This window comes from Paraliobacillus zengyii (assembly GCF_003268595.1).
Lineage (GTDB): Bacteria > Bacillota > Bacilli > Bacillales > Amphibacillaceae > Paraliobacillus_A > Paraliobacillus_A zengyii.
In genome coordinates, this window is the sequence record NZ_CP029797.1 from 1,406,044 (window position 1) to 1,421,439 (window position 15,396).

The 15,396-nt window shown below is 37.4% G+C and carries 11 protein-coding genes; 3 read left to right on the forward strand and 8 right to left on the reverse strand.

All coding sequences use genetic code 11. The annotated features are described in order from the left end of the window. Positions 1 to 20: 20 nt before the first annotated feature. From DM447_RS07180 to glgB, 4 genes are read right to left on the reverse strand one after another with little or no spacing between them, the layout of a single operon-like run. On the reverse strand, positions 21 to 1,445 hold the full coding sequence (locus DM447_RS07180; RefSeq protein ID WP_112180565.1) for a glycogen synthase: 1,425 nt from the start codon (positions 1,443 to 1,445) through the stop codon (positions 21 to 23). A 23-nt stretch (positions 1,446 to 1,468) separates the two neighbouring features. Further along, positions 1,469 to 2,575 carry a glucose-1-phosphate adenylyltransferase subunit GlgD gene (gene glgD / locus DM447_RS07185; protein ID WP_112180566.1) on the reverse strand — a complete coding sequence of 369 codons (1,107 nt, stop codon included), beginning with the start codon at positions 2,573 to 2,575 and terminating at the stop codon, positions 1,469 to 1,471. Between the two features lie 13 nt (positions 2,576 to 2,588). Further along, positions 2,589 to 3,722, reverse strand: coding sequence for a glucose-1-phosphate adenylyltransferase (locus DM447_RS07190; protein WP_112180567.1), 1,134 nt, complete (start codon positions 3,720 to 3,722; stop codon positions 2,589 to 2,591). Between the two features lie 2 nt (positions 3,723 to 3,724). Beyond that, entirely contained in the window at positions 3,725 to 5,638 is a 1,914-nt protein-coding gene (gene glgB / locus DM447_RS07195; protein ID WP_112180568.1) for a 1,4-alpha-glucan branching protein GlgB, read from the reverse strand. A 305-nt stretch (positions 5,639 to 5,943) separates the two neighbouring features. On the opposite strand from glgB, the gene pulA reads away from it, so the two are divergent. The 3 genes from pulA (at position 5,944) to DM447_RS07220 (ending at position 11,949) form a co-directional block, all read left to right on the forward strand. Beyond that, on the forward strand, positions 5,944 to 8,049 hold the full coding sequence (pulA, locus tag DM447_RS07200) for a type I pullulanase (RefSeq protein WP_112180569.1): 2,106 nt from the start codon (positions 5,944 to 5,946) through the stop codon (positions 8,047 to 8,049). Positions 8,050 to 9,166: 1,117 nt separating this feature from the next. Next, positions 9,167 to 10,381: an EAL domain-containing protein gene (locus DM447_RS07215; protein ID WP_112180572.1), complete on the forward strand. Its 1,215-nt coding sequence runs from the start codon at positions 9,167 to 9,169 to the stop codon at positions 10,379 to 10,381. A gap of 77 nt (positions 10,382 to 10,458) precedes the next feature. Further along, complete coding sequence (locus DM447_RS07220) at positions 10,459 to 11,949, forward strand: HD domain-containing phosphohydrolase (RefSeq protein ID WP_112180573.1); 1,491 nt, start codon at positions 10,459 to 10,461, stop codon at positions 11,947 to 11,949. A gap of 136 nt (positions 11,950 to 12,085) precedes the next feature. Here DM447_RS07220 and DM447_RS07225 read toward each other — a convergent pair whose 3' ends face one another. The 4 genes from DM447_RS07225 to DM447_RS07240 form a co-directional block, all read right to left on the reverse strand. Then, positions 12,086 to 13,549, reverse strand: coding sequence for a PH domain-containing protein (locus tag DM447_RS07225; protein ID WP_232824286.1), 1,464 nt, complete (start codon positions 13,547 to 13,549; stop codon positions 12,086 to 12,088). Then, the gene (locus DM447_RS07230) at positions 13,542 to 14,021 is read right to left on the reverse strand and encodes a PH domain-containing protein (RefSeq protein ID WP_112180575.1); all 480 of its coding nucleotides are present in this window, start codon (positions 14,019 to 14,021) and stop codon (positions 13,542 to 13,544) included. Before DM447_RS07230 ends, DM447_RS07225 begins: the two co-directional genes overlap by 8 nt. Positions 14,022 to 14,100: 79 nt before the next feature. Then, a complete protein-coding gene (locus tag DM447_RS07235; RefSeq protein WP_112180576.1) occupies positions 14,101 to 14,772 on the reverse strand; it encodes a DUF1129 family protein in 672 nt (223 codons plus the stop codon). Next, on the reverse strand, positions 14,772 to 15,101 hold the full coding sequence (locus DM447_RS07240) for a PadR family transcriptional regulator (RefSeq protein WP_112180577.1): 330 nt from the start codon (positions 15,099 to 15,101) through the stop codon (positions 14,772 to 14,774). Before DM447_RS07240 ends, DM447_RS07235 begins: the two co-directional genes overlap by 1 nt. Positions 15,102 to 15,396: the final 295 nt, after the last annotated feature.

Below are 15,396 nucleotides of genomic sequence, written 5' to 3' on the forward strand. Positions count from 1 at the left end.
CTTTTTTAAAAACGAAATCGTTACGTATCCTCAACTAACGTTTGATATAGATCAGCATATGCATGACTGGAATCTGTCCAGCCAAATTGACTTTTGTTACTGTTTTTTAGTAAGGAAGCCCATTGATCTGGATCAAGATAGATATCTAAGGAATAGCGCAAGACGTCTAACAATTCGTGTGCATTATAATTGGAGAAACTAAATCCGTTTCCAGCTCTTGTTATTTCATTATAAGCCGTTACGGTATCTTTTAAGCCTCCCGTTTCTCTTACAATGGGAATAGATTTATATTGCAAGGCGATCAGTTGAGACAAGCCACATGGTTCGAACAAAGAAGGCATGACAAAAAAATCACTTGCAGCATAGAGTTGTCGTGCTAAGCCTTCATCAAAGCTTAAATAGGACACTAATTTATCTTTATTCCTTTCTGCAGCATGGTAGAAATAGTTTTCGAATGAATAATCTCCAGTGCCTAATAAGACAAATTGCACATTTTCTTGTAAAAATGTATCAATGATCGCCTCGACTAAATGAAGCCCCTTTTGTTCGACTAATCTGGTGACCATAATATATAATGGTATTTCCTCATCAATCGGGAGGCCTAATTTTTCCTGGATGTATTTTTTATTCTTTTTTTTCTTTAGTCGTGAATACGCATAATTGTAGGGAAGGTGCGGGTCGGTCATTGGATCATATTCATTTAAGTCAATGCCATTAATAATACCAACTAAATCGTTATGACGATCATTCAAAAGTGGATAGAGTCCTTCTCCGTAATATGGTGTTTTAATTTCGTCGGCATAGCTCGGGCTTACGGTCGTAATTTTATCAGCATGAAAAAGGCCAGCTTTCATGCAATTTATTAGACCATTCCATTCCAATCCACTAATATGATCAGCTGGTAAATTGAATAGATCGTTGTAGGCATCGATTTGCATGATACCTTGATACTTAATATTGTGGATCGTGAAGACAGTCTTTATGTCCTTAATGGGTTGCTGGATTTTTGCGAATGCTAGTGCTAAACCTGCTTGCCAGTCATGGGCGTGAAGAATGGTGGGCTGGAATTCTAGTTTTGGAATCGCGTCGATTACAGCTTGACAGAAAAAAACAAAGCGTTCCCCATCGTCATAATATCCATAGACACCTTTACGGGTAAAGTAGTAGTCGTTTCCAATGAAATAATAGACGATATCTTGGTGGGTTAATTTATAGAGACTTGCCTCCTGATCACGCCAACCAACTGGTACAAAAACAGAGGCAACTTCTTCTAATTCATCCTGCCACTTATCGATAACTTCTTGATAAAGTGGCAGGATAACGCACACGTTTATGTTTTTATTTTGATTGAGCGCCTGTGGCAAGGAGCCAACCACATCTGCTAAACCGCCTGTTTTCACAAAAGGGGTACACTCAGAAGCAACAAATAAAATATCATGAACCATTCGTTCGTGCTCCTTTCCAAATTTTAAACTTTTCTTCTCTTTGCGATCACGAAAGGTTGTTCTTTGGCGCCGTGAAGTGCTTGATCATTTGTTATCGTTACATCTTTATCTAAAATCACATTTTCCAAGTGGGCACCATCTTCAATGATGCAACGTTGCATAATGATAGAATTCTTAATCACGGCTCGTGCGTTAACTTTGACACCGCGAAATAAAATACTGTTAGCTACTTCTCCATTAATCTCACAACCGGTTGCAATTAAAGAATTTGTGACGTCTGCTTGATCATGGTACGTTGTTGGTGCCTGATTCCCAACCTTAGTCAATACATGTTCCCCAGTAAAAAATAATTTTTTATAGGCTTTATCATCAAGTAAAGCCATATTATTTCGATAATAACTCGATACAGAGTTAACAATTGCACTGTAACCATCATATTGATAAGACTGTATGTGTAGTCGATCTAAATTTGCTTTTATCCCATCCAAAAAGAAATGACCTTTGTAATGGGCAATACATTCATCAACCAGTTGGAGTAAGAGATCCCTGTGTAGGACATAAACCCCAGTGAAAACACAAGGGTTCTTGCTATCATTTGAAAGACCTGTTACCCATGCATCCGCATCTTTGTCTACCTTCATGCAAGCTCCATGTTCTGGGAGCAAATTTTCGTAAGTTGTTGTTAAAAGTGTTACATCTGCTTTTCTTTCAAGGTGGAACTGGAAAAGATCATGATAAACTGTATTTGAAATGAATTGACTTCCACTTATTAAGACATAGTCTGATTTCCCACGTTTAAAATAATCGATGTTGTTGTGGAAATGTTTTAAATCTCCTTTAGAAATATCGGTCGGATCGTTCCAATCTGGTGGGAGTATAAATAGACCGCCATGTCGTCTATCTAAGTCCCAATCTGCTCCAGACCCAAGATGGTCCATAAGGGAGCGGTATTTACTTCTAGCAAAAACGGCAACTTCTTGAATGTTGGAGCGGACCATATTAGATAAAGTGAAATCAATTAAGCGGTAACGTCCAGCGAACGGTACAGAAGCCCCACTGCGAAAATAGGTTAATTCATCTAAGAAATCTTGTTCATGCTCTAAATTAATTAAACCCATCATTGTGTCCATTCTATGCACCTCCTCACATTGCTTTTATCTTTTCATTTGATAGCACAATTGGTTCTTCGTCTGGATTTGAAATGATTTTCGTTCCAGCAGGGATGGAGACATTTTCTTGAACTATCACACGTTCTAGTTGGACATTTTCCCCAATACGAACACCTGGAAGAATGATTGCTTGGCGAATAACCGCTCCCGCATCGATGACAACATTCTCAAACAAAACGGATTCTTCAACAGTTCCAGCCACTATGCAGCCATTATTTACGAGGGAGCGTCGAATAAGTGCATGCTCGTGAATAAGTTGTGGTGGAAATTGCGAATCATGGGAATAGATTGACCAGTCTTTATTACTTAATAACTGTGCTAAATCCTTATCAAACAAGTCCATATGTGCTTCCCAATAACTTTGAATGGTACCAACATCTTTCCAATAGCCTTCAAAACGGTAGGCACAAAGATAGCGATCATCGGCGAGCATTGTTGGTAAGATATTCTTGCCGAAGTCATGTTCAGAATCTTCTATTTTTGCATCTTGCAGAAGGTATTCTTTTAAGACTTTCCAATTAAAAATATAGATTCCCATTGATGCCAGATTACTAGTTGCATGGACTGGTTTTTCGTCAAACTGATAGATTCGTAAATCATCTGTTGTATTCAGTATGCCAAATCGATAGGTTTCTTTCCATGGGACTTCAAGAACGGAAATGGTCACATCTGCCTCGTTCTCTTTGTGGTGCTGTAATAATTTATCATAATCCATATGGTAAATGTGGTCACCAGAGATGACGAGTAGATACTCAGGATCATAGCCTTCAATATAATTAATATTCTTGGTAATTGCATCGGCAGTGCCAAGGTACCAGTTCCCACCATTGTTCTCGATAAAAGGGGAAAGGGTTGTTAATCCATCATGCATCCGGTCTAAATCCCACGGTTTTCCCACACCGATATGCTTATGAAGTTCAAGTGGAGAATACTGGGTAAGTACCCCAACTGTATGCATATGGGAGTTTAAGCAATTGCTTAAAGCAAAGTCGATAATGCGATATCTTCCACCAAAAGGAACAGCGGGTTTTGCAAGATTCTTCGTTAATAATCCTAATCGCTTTCCAACACCACCCGCTAGTAGCATAGTCACACATTCTTTTTTCATGGTCAATCTACCTCCAAAGATAAGACCTGATAGTTTTTAAAAACAGAGATGGCTAAAGGCGAAACTTTTACTTTAATATGGTTTGCACAGCCATGCCATTCTGTTGGGAAACTGTCGTGTAAGTCTGTATTACATTGATTTGAACCACCATAAATAGAGGAGTCAGAATTAAATATTTCTTGGTATTTTCCTGGTTCTGTAACGCCAATTTTGTAATCGTAGTAAACGTGTGGTGTGAAATTGCATAGGATATAAACAGCTTCGGAATGCTTATCACTTTTTCGCTTAAACGCAATGATACTTTGATCAACGTTATCTGCATCAATCCATTCAAAACCTTTTGGGTCATGGTCTAGTTTAAAAAGGGCAGGTGTCTTACGATAGAAATGATTGAGTGCTTTTACATAGTCAAGTAATTGGGCATGAAGCGGGTATTCTAACAGTAACCAATCGAGCTCATGTTGGTCTCGCCATTCGATATACTGACCAAATTCGCCCCCCATAAAGAGTAACTTTTTACCTGGATGTACCATCATAAAGCCGTAAAGTAATCGTAGGTTAGCAAATTGTTGCCACCTATCACCTGGCATTTTGTTTAACAAGGAACGCTTTCCGTGGACAACTTCATCATGTGAAAGTGGTAGGACAAAGTTTTCACTGTACATATACATAAATGAAAATGTTAGAAGATTATGGTGCCATTTCCGATAAACAGGATCATATTCCATATAGGTAAGGAAATCGTTCATCCATCCCATATCCCATTTGAAATTAAAACCAAGACCACCAAGATAGGTAGGTTTGCTAATACCAGGAAGGTCTGAGCTATCTTCCGCCATCATTAATACATTTGGGAAAAACTTAAAGACAACTTCATTCAATTTCTTTAGGAACGCAAGCGCTTCTAAATTTTCATCGCCTCCAAAACTATTCTTCAGCTTTTCTTCCTCATCTTGCCGATCAAAATTTAAAAAAACCATACTAGCAACCGCATCAATTCTAAGTCCATCGATGTGATACGTGTCTAACCAAAAAATTGCATTTGAGATAAGAAAACTTTGTACTTCTGGTCGACCAAAATCAAAGGTAAGCGTACCCCATGATTTTTTTTCTGCCTTACTTGTATCACTGTATTCGTATAAAGCCTCTCCATCAAATTGCCTTAGTCCATGGGCATCTTTACAAAAATGGCCAGGTACCCAGTCCATGATCACACCAATATTGTTTTGATGGCACTGATCAACGAAATATTTGAAATCATTTGGGCTGCCGAAACGACTTGTCACCGCATAGTAGCCAGTAATTTGATAGCCCCATGATAAATCAAATGGATGTTCTGCAAGAGGTAGTAATTCAATATGTGTATAACCAAGATCTTTTATATACGGAATCAATTGTTCGGCTATTTCTTGATAAGAATAAAGGCTACCATCTTCTTTTGTTCGCCACGAGCCGAGGTGCATCTCATAAATAAGAATTGGTTCACGATAGGAATAATACGTTTGTTTTTTCTGTTGCCACGCTGCATCATTCCACATATACAGCTCAGAATTAGGTGTGATTGAAGCAGTGCGTGGTCGAACTTCAGCTTGTTGTGCATATGGATCTGCTTTTAATAAAATCGATCCATCTGACGTTGTGATCTGGTATTTATAGCATACATTTGGCATGATTGTAGTGAAAAAGCCTATCCAAAGTCCTGCTGAATTAATCCGTTCTAACGGATAGTCATTACCAGTCCAGTCGTTAAAATCGCCAACAACACTTAATGAAACGGCATGGGGTGCCCAGACAACGAAACGTAGTCCTTTTATATTGTTTTGTATTTTCTGGTGGCAACCGAGTAATTGATGACTATAATAGTTAGTGCCTTGATGAAATAAAAACACGTCTGAGTCAGATGTAAAAGTTGACATGGAACCCCCCTGGACACTCTTTTTTAGTGAAATGGTATAAGAGAATGTTCAAAAAGGCCTCAAATGGTAAGCGGCACATCGCTTAATTGGCTCATTCTTCCAGTCATCAGAAACTTTGCCGCCTGACCTGCTAGCTTCTAATTTAAGGACTTTATGAACACACATTATAAAACAGAAATAATTTAGCTTGTGCTCGCATAATCATTTGCAGTGGAACAGTTCTCTTATTGTTAGATATACGTTTTTGATCGATGTTTTATAACCTAATTTGAGATTATCTAGTAAGTAGAAATGAGGACAAACAAATGAAAAAAAGCTGCGCATGGTTAGATGATACAAATAAAATACGTGTCGAATTTACAGAGATTCCAGATCAAACGACAATAAACCCAGTTATAAAAAACAAGCAGCGAAACTTTGAGATCGAATCAACGGAATGGAATGAAAAGGTAGTAACAATCATACTGAAGCAAAGCGTAGATTGTGAAGAGGATATGATGTTATATTGGCAAGACATGGAGCTTCAAATCCATCCAAGAGGGATTGTACGTACGGTCGCTTTTGAGAAAAAATATGATGCAAGTGATACGAAACTTGGCGCGCAGTATGGTCGTAGAAAAACGTCCTTCTCGATTTGGGCGCCGACAGCGACAAATATGGTGCTAGTCTTAAATGAGAAAGCACACATCATGTATAAAGAAACAAAAGGTGTTTGGACAGTTACCGTGCGTGGCAACTATCATTTAGCACGTTATTATTTTTTAGCTACAGTAAATGGTGAAAAACAAAAGATCAACGATCCCTATGCAAAAGGTATGACGGCAAACAGTGAAGAAGGCGTTGTTTTAGATCTTCGCAGAACAGATCCAGAAGGTTTTCGAACCCATACGTATGCACCAGTGTCAAAAGCAGATGCAATTATTTACGAGCTTCACGTTCGTGATGCGACAAGCTCGGTAGAAAGTGGGATCAGTAAAAGCCATCGAGGCAAATTTCTTGGACTAACAGAATTGAACACGACAAATCCTGCGGGTTATTCAACAGGTTTGTCTTATATAAGTGAATTAGGCTGTACACATGTTCAATTCCTGCCACTGCAGGATTTTGCGCGAGCAGATGAATTAAATCCTAGTGAAAGCTACAATTGGGGCTATGATCCACTCCAATACTTTGTGCCGGAAGGAAGTTTCGCAACAGATGCAACAGACCTAGTGTTACGTGTGAAAGAATGCAAAGAAATGATTCATGCCTTTCACAAAGAGGGATTGTCCGTCATTTTAGATGTCGTCTTTAATCACGTCTATGATTTCGAAAATTCTAATTTTGAAAAAGTGTTACCAGGCTACTTTTTTCGATACCAAACGGATGGTACAGTTAGCGACGCGACAGGCACAGGAAACGATCTCGCAACAGAGAGAAGAATGGTTCGCAAGTTTATTCTGGAATGTGTCGATTATTGGTTAAAGGAATACCGTGTCGACGGTTTTCGCTTTGATTTAATGGGGGTAATCGATATACAAACGATGCTGGCGATTCAGGATCGATGCAACCAAGAAGACCGTCCAATTTTATTGCTAGGTGAAGGATGGGAATTAGATACACCACTTTTACCTGAACAGAAATCTTCCATGGCTCAAAGTGATCACTTGCAAGGTATTAGTTTCTTTAACGACAGCTTTCGTGACGCGATAAAAGGAACGTTATTTGATCAATTAAATACAGGTTATGTGAATGGTAATGGCGCATATATCGAGAAATTACCTCAGCTGGTTGCCGGTTCCAGTGACGAACGATTTGGAGATCGATTGTTTTCCAATCCGTTTCAATCGGTTAATTATGTCGAGTGTCATGATAATCATACGTTGTGGGATCGATTCGTTCTGTCCAATCCGACAACTTCAGATAAAGATAAACAATACATGCATCAATTAGCAACAGGATTAACCCTTCTAAGCCAAGGTATCCCATTTATCCATGCAGGACAAGAATTTTTTCGCACAAAGAATGGTGACGAAAATAGCTATCTCTCAGGTGACCAGATTAATCAATTGGATTGGTCGCAGCGCGGGAGAGAGGACCAAAATGTGCAATGGATAAGACGTTTAATTCAATTTAGAAAAGCATCTCATTTATTTCAAATTGGAAATGTAGTTGAAATGGAACATCGTTTGCATATCATTCACTCTCCAAACCCAGTGTTTGGATTTCTATTAGCGGGAGCGGATGAAGATTTGGTCGTCTTTATAAACCCAACCAATGATGAAATACAAATAGAAATGCCTGCCCTTGGTAGATGGGAAAAGTCACTTAGTAATCACTCACAAGTAGTAACGGAAATAAGTTGCCTGTTAGATTCATGTGTAGTTATTCAAGGTTATGAGTTAGCTGTTTTAAAAAAAGAAAGACGCTGATAAAAGCATATGATAAAAAATCTAGCCAACAGGTATAATTACTAAACTTTCTCGCTTAAAAAATAAGCTGATCGTTGGCTGTGTTCACAATATAACAGAACTTATGCCCCGCTCCTCAAGCGAAATGGGCTCCCTTTCCGCAGGCACGGCTTCAGCTAACTCGGATAAGCAAAGAACGCTTTCCGAGTGGATCTTCAGCTCGCTCTGTTCCTGCAGGAGTGTCACCCATTTCGCTTGATACGCTAGGTTTAGTCCGTTAATTGAAATTGCGTAAAAGACGCTATTATTCGTAATTAATGGGTAACTAAAGCAAGCGTAAGAAAAAATGAATAGTGATTTTATCACCTCTATAAAAAAAGATGCACTTATCCCGCGAAGGTAGCAAGTGGTTGACACTCCTGTGGGAACAGCAAATGTTTTAGGGGGGATGAGTAATCGCAATCCCACAAACCGAAGATTCTCTATAGAAGCGTTCTTTGGGCCTGCGATTACTCGACCCACCTAAAACATTTGCTTCTATAGATAGCTAAGGTTGTGTCCACGGAAAGGGAGACCATTTGCTACCGTAGCGTGTCTAAAATTTATAAGACTCTCACCACAGAGTTTCTCTCAAGTTCGTAAGATGATTTTAAAAGAAGTGTGAAGTCAACTACTAGTAATACCAATACTTAAATGACTGATTCACTCTGCGAAAGTTGATCAATTATGCTAATATAGTAAAAGAAGTTATTACTATTAGTTGGGGGCTTTTAAAATTGAAAGATTTTTTCAAATATAAGATTTTTTTAGTAATGGGTGGCTTTCAGTTACTCGTATGTTTAGGATTTGGTTATTTGCTAGTTACAAGGTTCGAAAATAATCCACTATTAATTGTTGTGGAAGTTCTCTTGGTTATAGGTGTTTTATTAAATTACGTGTTTTATCGCTATTTTAAAAAAATATATACTAAAATAGATAAGTAAATATGTAGGGAGCAATGATGATAGCGATCATTGCTCCCTTTCCCATTTTTATCTGTTGTTTAAATTTTCTGATAATTATCAAAATGAAAAGCTGTGAATGAAATTTTTGTTGCTAATTATGATACAATAGTAGTGTTGTAAAGGAGGGGAAAGACATGGATCCACTAGATATTGTCGGTAATTTAGATCATGTAAAACCAGCGTACCAGCCCATTTTTAGTGCGATTACCCACTCGATTACGGGTTATGAAGTATTGGGCCGTTTTTATAATGGCGAAGAATGGGTAAGTTTAAGCGATTTTTTTCACGATATAGAAGTGCCTGATGAATTTAAAGTTGAAGTTGATCAACATCTCTTACATATTGCAATTAGAGAAATGTTGGCATCAGATCAAACGTCTTTTTTATGTATTAATCGTAATGCAAAGCAATTACTACTGAATGATGGGGAAGATTTATTGCAAGCATTACAGAAGTTTGAAAAAGAGGGCTTCGCAATGAATCGAATTGTGATTGAAGTGACAGAAGAAGACATAGACGAAGATTTTGAAAATATAAATCATTTATTACTTTATTATAAAACGTATGGCATTCAGATTGCGATTGATCATGTCGGTGCTAAAAGTGCTAATATCGATCGAATTCGCCAACTGGAACCGCATATGTTAAAAATAGATACACGCATAATTGGTAGCTATAAAGAGGAAGGATTTCAAGACATCATGTATTCACTTGCAATGCTAGCGCATCGGATCGGTGCAGCATTATTATTTGAGAATATTGAAGATGATTTCTTGCAATACTTTGCATGGAAAAATGGTGGTCGTTATTATCAAGGCTTCTATTTAGCTAAACCTGCTTTTGAACTTGGTTCGACCGAGACAGTAAACGTAAATATTAGTGAAAAAGTCTCGGAATATATCCAACGGGAAAAATCATTGATTGAAGAGCGTTTAGGTTATATTTTATCTTGGGAAGAAAAACTGAAACAGTTACTACCACAGTGGAAAGATCCGGAAAATGTTGATGGCTTTATTGAGGTGGTAACAAGTAACTTTAATCAAGAAAGCTTCCGGATGTACGTTTGTGATAGTAATGGACAACAAGTGTCCGCTAACTTTAGAAAACAATCCACAAGTTGGGAAATTGAATCTGATCGAAAAGGATCGAACTGGGCATTTCGTCCGTACTTTTTAGAAAATATGATGCAAATGAAAATATGGAAAAAAGGCATATTATCTGATATATACTCCGATATTGAGACAAGAGAATTAATCCGAACATTTAGTTATCCACTATCTAGCTCATACTATTTATTTATAGATATACAATATACATTTATTTATGAGAATGAATGTTTATTAATTTGAGCACTAACACATAAAGAGGGTTCCGCTAAACCATGCGGAACTTTCGCCATTTATAAACAGAAGAAGTAGGTGTATTCATGCATGTTTATCACCAGTTTGTCCGGCGTATTATTATAAATTATTTACTTGGTTCCTTTGTTGCTGTCTTACTTGTCGGAGGGACGTTTATCTTTACAACGTTAGAAATACCTGAAGTTGAGCTATCTGTTATGCTCGCTACGATTCTTCTGTCGCTTGTTGTCATGATGGGGGCGGAATTATATGTGTTACACAAAGATTTACACTTGATTAAGTTTGCGACGTCTCATAGGGAACTTTCGATGGAAGAAATTACTGCAGCGTATAAACAAACACATCGCTTTCCATTTTTAACGGTGCGTAGAATTTTGTTACCTCATTTCCTTGGATTTTCGATTCCAGCTGGAGCTATCTCTATTCTATTTATTCAAATGGGGATCTTACATGTTTCCTATCAATATGTGGTATATGCGTATATTGGATCTGCTTTAGTTGCCGTTATGCATGGACTTGTTGAATATTACCTGAGCATTGAGGCTATTAAACCAGTTTTAGCTGATATAAGAAAAAAAGCAAGGACGATGCACCAAGTTGAACTATCTACACATGGTTATATACTCGTAACAATTAGAAAAACGTTAATAGCTAGTGCTTTAGTAATTGGTGTATCACCAATCTTATTATTTACGGTAGCTGCTCAAATTCGTTTAGAAGAGGTGGCACCTGAAATTGCCGCTGATTATTGGAATTGGGCTGGAGCAATTATTGTCATGAGCATGTTGTTCGCCTCTTTGAGTGCATGGTTATTTGCTAAATCAATTCAAGATCCAATTACAGAATTACAAGTTTCGATGAAAAAAGTACAGGAAGGGAATTTAGCAGTAGATGCACAAGACAATTATTCCAATGATTTTTCAAAACTAATCGATGGATTTAATCACATGGTCATCTCTCTAAAGGATAAAGACACGATTAATCAAGAGCTTTTAGAAAGTTTTATTACCACTTTGGCTGCAGCATTGGATGCACGCGATCCATATACAGCTGGTCATTCAATTCGGGTTTCGCAAAATGCAGTGAAAATAGGAGAAGGACTGGGTCTAGATGAAAAGGAATTAATTCTTTTACGCAAAACGGGTCTTCTTCATGATATTGGTAAAATAGGTGTAGAAGATAGTGTTTTACTGAAAGATGGTAAATTAACAGACGAAGAGTTTACTAAAATACAAGCACATCCAGTTTTGGGTGAAAATATTCTTAAACAAGTTAAACCACAAGAAGCAATGGAGCAAATGTTGCCTGGTGTTAGATCACATCATGAAAGATTTGATGGGAAGGGGTATCCTGATCAGTTAAAAGGAGAAGCCATTCCATTGTTCGGACGCATTATTGCAGTGGCAGATGCATTTGATGCGATGACCTCAAACAGGCCATATCGAAATGCGATGCCAAAAGAGCGTGCATATGACATTATAAGAAGTGGAGCAGGAACACAGTGGGACGCTGAGTGTGTATCAATCTTTTTAACACAACATGGGCAAGCTAAATAAAAAACAGGGTAACGACAAAAGTAGTCGGCACCCTGTTTTTTTATAAGTAGATAGGGAAAATAACCAAATCATGCAAACCTCTTTGTTGGTCTTTCTTGCAGTCTTCAGAAATTTCATCGCCTCGAACTGCTTACTTCTATTTTGTTGGCTTTTTGAACTCATTATTATAAGAATACCAATCTCCAATTCGATCGACATCTTCTTCTTCAAGCTCAGCTAATATATAGTTTCTCCCAAAAAAATTATTAAGGATAGAGCCTTTTAAAGTGGCCAGCCCTTGTTCGCGATGAAGTATGTGCTGCTTCTTTTCAAAAGCTTGAATACGCTTTTGCTTTAGCATAATCGTTTCTTTTGATAACTGACGCATCTGCAGTGTTAACATGGATTCGGTAAGCTTGAAACCAGTTGTGCGGTGAGTCAGGATACCTAACAGAATAGATAAAGCTAATATGATAAGTGGAATCCATATCCAATCGATAAAGAAGATACCTACAGCAATTGATGCAAGTATGGGAATCCAAGTTGAACGTAAAAGATAGTAAGGTAATGCCCGTTTTGGTAAGGCTGTATAGTTCTCAGGTAGATCACTATACTCTGGGATTATTTCATCTAAAAAGTCGTGTATCTTATTTTTGCTTAATAGAGGAAACAGAATCGTATTTGTTCCTTCTTGTTTATCTGTTTCCCCACCTGCAATCTCAACAAAAATTGTTGCTAATCCTAGCGGTTGGCGAATAATAGATTGTGTGATACCGACAGCTTGAATACGTTTCAACGGAATAGTTGTCTGTTTCTTTTCTAACAATCCGCGCGTAATATATAACTCCTCTTCATATCTCGTAATTGTGAAATTTCCATATTTTATCATCGTACCTAATATACCAACTAGCCAAACGCCAATAAAGAATAGGATCGATAATAGCACAATTGTTTCAATCGCTTGTGATATAAGCCAAGTGGTTGTTTCTTGGTAGAATTTATCTGGAATAAGTGTTTCAACCTGAGATGAAAGAAAAGCTAGTAATGCTAAAATAATTCCAAAACTTCCAGATGTTGTTCCTGCAATAAATAATTTGCGAAATGAAATTGTTCGAGATGGATAATCCCCCTCAGACTTTGTGTCGTCTTCAACGAGTTTCTCTTCACTATTAGTTGTAGTAGGTCGCTTTGCTTTTAATTGATCATGCAACCATTGACCTTCCGTAAATGTAACCGCACTTAGTGCCGCATCAACATCTTGATCACTACCAGCCGTTTCAATTTGTACTTTGGTTAATCCGAAAATACGGTGGATAATATTCTGTGATAGATCTATCGATTGAATTCTATGTTTAGAAATCGTCCTTTTTTTACGAATGAAAATACCTTGTTCAATCCGTAATTGATCTTCGTCAAGCTGATAAGTGAATTTCATCCAACCTATGACGTTCAAAACGATGAAAACAATAGTTAAAACGATAACGCCTAGTATGACATACTTGAAGAATCCATCATTAGAAGCTATTAAAATAATCGGAAGTAAGCCAAAGATAGATTGTCTTATCGTGTTTATTGCACGAAAAATAATTGCCGCTGGATGTAGTCTTTTTGGTTCAGACATCATCTTGCTCCACCCTCGCTAATTCAGAAATTTGATCGCGTAATGCGGATGCTTCCTCTTCAAGTAATGCTGGTATCTCATGTGTTGTTGCTGCAGTTGAAATCGTTAGACTTGATAAACCGTACCTTTTTAAAATTGGTCCTTGCTTAGTATCGACGTGTTGGACGCGAATCATCGGTACAAGTGTACGTGTGACAATAATAATACCATGTTGAATATAAATCTCTTGATCATAGATTTGATATCGCCACCTGTTCCAACGTATTTTCGGAATAAAGAAAATAGTGACGATGCTCTCTACTATGGTTATTACCAATAAACCAATTGCGTACCAATAAGAAAATGAAAAAATATTAGCTAAAACAAATAAAGCAATCGTAACAATAAGTGGAATGAGTGCCATTAGAGTAGCATTTAATTGCCAAGCTTTAATTGCATCTTTTGCAATCCGTTCTTTTGGTGATTGTCTCAAAAAATATCTTCCTCTCTAGAAAAATTAGTCTACTATATATACGGAAGGAAAAGGTAAATCGTTTCATTAATCTATACTTTTATTTTTTTATCAAACGCCAATTAATAAGAAATAAACCTAGACTTGCGATTAGAAGAACCCAATAAGGTATGTTAATTGCGATACCAAAATCAGGAATAAGAAAAAAGACAGCAAACAAAGTACTTATCGAAATTGTACTAACTAGCCAGAGAATAAAAAACTCTTTCACCTTATGAATTTTTTTAAATGCACTCCAACGTAGATACTGAACACATAGCCAAATAAATAATAAAGCCAGCAAGACGGAAAGTACACCTTGTATCAGAATGGATGGAAGATAGGTAGTTCTAAGCGCTTCACCAATGCCAAAGATATAAAATAACACAACTCTTATAATACTAGAGGCAAAAATAAGTGCAGCTAAAAACGACAAAATTCCAGTACTAACAAAAGTAATTCGTTCTTTCGTGACCATTTTTGGTAATTCGCCTACGATCTCATATGCATATTGTTTCGGATTATCACTGAAGATATCTTCAGCTGGCCGCCCCTGATCCTGAGCTATTAGTAAATGATCGAGTAGCTCCGTTAATATTTCCTCTGTTGCTTGTTCGGATTTATCATAGGAGAGTCGAATATATACAAGCATTTCTTCATAATAATATAAATTTTCATCATTTAACTGTTTGCGTTTTTGATTGTTTTCTTCAATTAAGTCTTTTACGTGCATCAAAATTCACCATCTTCCTTTAATAGTTGATCAACGGGTGATTTAATCATCTCCCAGTTCTGTTTAAATAGTTTAAGTGCAACATTGCCTGATTCTGTTAAGGTGTAATATTTTCGATTAGGACCACTAACTGACTTACGCATTTCACCCGCAATTAATTTCTCTTTTTGTAAACGTAATAAAATTGGATAAATTGATCCCTCACTGACTTCTAGGCCTTGTTCTTCCAATTTAATCGATAATTCGTAACCGTAGACTGTTTGTCGCGAAATAATTGCTAAAATGCATCCTTCTAAAATTCCTTTATATAATTGACTTCGAATTGCCAAAAAAATCATCTGCCTTTATCAGTAACTTGTTATACATAATAGCGTAACATGTCTTTCGCTAACTTGCAATGCATAGTAGTGGAATATGCTCTTTTTATTTTTAGAAGTAACATCGAATAAGTAGAACTCTGTGGTAAGAGGCATAAAGTTCTTACCCGCTCCTCAAATGAAATTGACTCCCTTTCCGCAGGCACGGCTTCAGCTAACTCGGATAAGCACAGTACGCTTTCCGAGTGGATCTTCAGCTCACGCTGTTCCTTCCTGCAGGAGTGTCGCCAATTTCACTTGATCCGCT

Excerpts from the sequence above, each read along its gene's own strand:
- glgD (WP_112180566.1), bottom strand. The coding sequence starts at position 2,575 with ATGGACACAATGATGGGTTTAATTAATTTAGAGCATGAACAAGATTTC.
- DM447_RS07190 (WP_112180567.1), bottom strand. The coding sequence starts at position 3,722 with ATGAAAAAAGAATGTGTGACTATGCTACTAGCGGGTGGTGTTGGAAAG.
- DM447_RS07220 (WP_112180573.1), top strand. The coding sequence starts at position 10,459 with ATGCATGTTTATCACCAGTTTGTCCGGCGTATTATTATAAATTATTTA.
- pulA (WP_112180569.1), top strand. The coding sequence starts at position 5,944 with ATGAAAAAAAGCTGCGCATGGTTAGATGATACAAATAAAATACGTGTC.
- DM447_RS07235 (WP_112180576.1), bottom strand. The coding sequence starts at position 14,772 with ATGCACGTAAAAGACTTAATTGAAGAAAACAATCAAAAACGCAAACAG.
- DM447_RS07225 (WP_232824286.1), bottom strand. The coding sequence starts at position 13,549 with ATGTCTGAACCAAAAAGACTACATCCAGCGGCAATTATTTTTCGTGCA.
- DM447_RS07180 (WP_112180565.1), bottom strand. The coding sequence starts at position 1,445 with ATGGTTCATGATATTTTATTTGTTGCTTCTGAGTGTACCCCTTTTGTG.
- glgB (WP_112180568.1), bottom strand. The coding sequence starts at position 5,638 with ATGTCAACTTTTACATCTGACTCAGACGTGTTTTTATTTCATCAAGGC.
- DM447_RS07215 (WP_112180572.1), top strand. The coding sequence starts at position 9,167 with ATGGATCCACTAGATATTGTCGGTAATTTAGATCATGTAAAACCAGCG.